Source organism: Pseudomonas sp. HMWF021 (assembly GCF_003061005.1).
In the GTDB taxonomy this organism is placed as follows: domain Bacteria; phylum Pseudomonadota; class Gammaproteobacteria; order Pseudomonadales; family Pseudomonadaceae; genus Aquipseudomonas.
The window spans coordinates 449-3167 of sequence record NZ_QAIK01000173.1; the positions used below are offsets into that span (position 1 = coordinate 449).

3 protein-coding genes are annotated in these 2719 nt (G+C 61.8%); all 3 read left to right on the plus strand.

Annotated features, from left to right (window positions below; all coding sequences use genetic code 11):
* Positions 1-790: ABC transporter permease subunit (locus DBR18_RS24975; protein ID WP_256588954.1), on the plus strand; the 790-nt coding region annotated here is incomplete at its 5' end.
* Entirely contained in the window at positions 790-1812 is a 1023-nt protein-coding gene (locus tag DBR18_RS24980) for an ABC transporter permease (protein WP_108592319.1), read from the plus strand. The genes DBR18_RS24975 and DBR18_RS24980, both read left to right, overlap by 1 nt.
* Position 1813: 1 nt before the next feature.
* The coding region (locus tag DBR18_RS29925) for an ATP-binding cassette domain-containing protein (protein ID WP_256588955.1) at positions 1814-2719 on the plus strand (906 nt) is incomplete at its 3' end.

Below are 2719 nucleotides of genomic sequence, written 5' to 3' on the forward strand. Positions count from 1 at the left end.
GTTGATGCTCAAAAGCTACGCGCAACTGGATTTTGGCCAGAGTTTTTTCCGTGGTGCCAGCGTCACCGAGCTGATCTGGCAGAAGCTGCCGGTGACCCTGTCACTGGGCTTGTGGGCCACGTTGATCACTTACCTGGTGTCGATTCCGCTGGGCATTCGCAAGGCCGTGCACAACGGTTCGGCGTTCGATGTCTGGAGCAGCGTGGCGATCATCATCGGCTATGCGATGCCAGGGTTTCTGTTCGCGCTGCTGCTGATCATCGTGTTTGCCGGCGGCAGCGCGCTGGACTGGTTTCCGGTGCGCGGGCTGGTCTCGGACAACTTCGCCGAGCTGTCGCCGTGGGGCAAGGTTGCCGATTACTTCTGGCACCTCGTGCTGCCGGTCACCGCGCTGGTGATCGGCGGATTCGCCACGTTGACGATCCTGACCAAGAACAGCTTTCTCAACGAGATCTCACGCCTGTACGTGGTGACGGCGCGGGCCAAGGGCCTGAGCCAGCGTCAGGTGTTGTACGGCCATGTGTTTCGCAACGCGATGCTGCTGGTGGTCGCCGGATTACCGCAGGCACTGGTGACGGTGTTCTTCGGCGGCTCGCTGTTGATCGAAGTGATCTTCTCCCTCGATGGCCTCGGCCGACTCAGCTATGAAGCGGCGGTGTCACGGGATTACCCGGTGGTGTTCGGTTCGCTGTTCATCTTCACCCTGTTCGGCCTGCTGATAAAACTGCTCGGCGACCTGTGCTACACGCTGGTCGACCCGCGCATCGACTTCACCGCGAGGACTGCCTGATGCTGACCTTATCTCCCATCGGACAGCGCCGTTGGGCGCGATTCAAGGCACATCGACGTGGCTGGTGGTCGTTGTGGCTGTTTGTGCTGTTGTTTGGCCTGAGCCTGGGCGGCGAGCTGATCGCCAATGACAAACCGCTGCTGGTCGAATATCAGGGCCAGTGGTACTTCCCGGCGTTCAAGCGCTACACCGAGCAGGATTTCGCCGGCGAGCTGCCGTTTCAGCCGGACTACCGCAGTGCGCAGGTGCGGCAGTTGATCGAGGGGCAGGGCGGGCGGATGTGGTTCGCGCCGATCCCGTTCGGTTTCGACACGGTGAATTACGAGCTGACCGAGCCGGCACCAAGTCCACCGAGCGCCGAGAACTGGCTGGGCACCGACGATCAGGCGCGGGATGTGCTGGCGCGGGTGATCTTCGGTACGCGGGTGTCGCTGCTGTTTGCCTTGGCGCTGACCGCTGCCAGCGCGCTGATCGGCATTGCGGCCGGAGCCTTGCAGGGCTACTACGGCGGCTGGGTCGATCTGCTCGGGCAGCGGTTGCTGGAGGTGTGGTCGGGGCTGCCGGTGTTGTATCTGCTGATCATTCTGTCCGGGTTCGTCGAGCCGAATTTCTGGTGGCTGCTGGGGATCATGGCGCTGTTTTCCTGGCTGAGTCTGGTGGATGTGGTGCGCGCCGAATTCCTGCGCAGCCGTGGCCTGGAATACGTGAAAGCGGCGCGGGCGCTGGGGGTTGGCGATGGGCAGGTGATCAGCCGGCACATCCTGCCCAATGCGATGAGCGCGACCCTGACTTACCTGCCGTTCATTCTCACCGGGGCGATCGCGACCTTGTCGGCGCTGGACTTTCTCGGTTTCGGCATGCCCGCCGGCAGCGCTTCGCTGGGCGAACTGATCGGCCAGGGCAAGAGCAATCTGCAAGCGCCGTGGTTGGGGCTGACGGCGTTTTTTGCCCTGGCGCTGATTCTTTCTCTGTTGGTGTTCATCGGTGAGGCCTGCCGAGATGCTTATGATCCGAGGACTTGAGATGAGCGATAACCTGATCGAAATCCGCGACCTGCGCGTGGCGTTCAACGGCCAGCCTGTGGTGCATGGCATCGACCTCGATATTCGTCCGGGCGAATGCCTGGCGCTGGTCGGCGAGTCCGGCTCGGGCAAATCGGTGACCGCCCACAGCATCCTGCAATTGCTCGACCCGAATATCACGCGGATCGACGGCAGCATTCGTTACGCCGGTGAAGAGTTGCTCGGTGTGCATGAGCGCTATCTGCGCCAGTTACGCGGCAACCGTATTGCGATGATTTTTCAGGAACCGATGAGTTCGCTGAATCCGCTGCACACCATCGAGCGGCAACTCGGTGAGAGTCTGGCGCTGCACAAAGGCCTGGCGGGCGCGCAGGCCCGTGAACGGATTCTTGAATTGCTCGAACTGGTCGGCATTCAGAAACCGCGCGAACGACTCAAGGCCTATCCGCATCAACTCTCCGGCGGCCAGCGCCAGCGGGTGATGATCGCCATGGCGCTGGCTTGTGAGCCGCAATTGCTGATCGCCGACGAGCCGACCACCGCGCTGGATGTGACGGTGCAGCGCAGGATTCTGTTGCTGCTTAAAGAGCTACAACAGCGCCTGGGCATGGCGCTGCTGATCATCAGCCATGACCTGAATCTGGTGCGCACCATTGCGCAGCGGATGGCGGTGATGCGCGGTGGGCGGATCGTCGAGCAGGCGTCGTGCGAGCAATTGTTTAGTGCGCCGCAGCATCCCTACAGCATCGAATTGCTCAACGCCGAGCCTGGGGGCGAAGCGCTGTGCCGGGACGTTGCGCAAGACTTGTTACAGGTGCGTGATCTGAATGTGCGTTTTCGTCTCGGCGGCGGTTGGCTGCGGCCGAAGAATTGGCTGCAGGCGGTCAAGGGCATCGATCTGAATTTG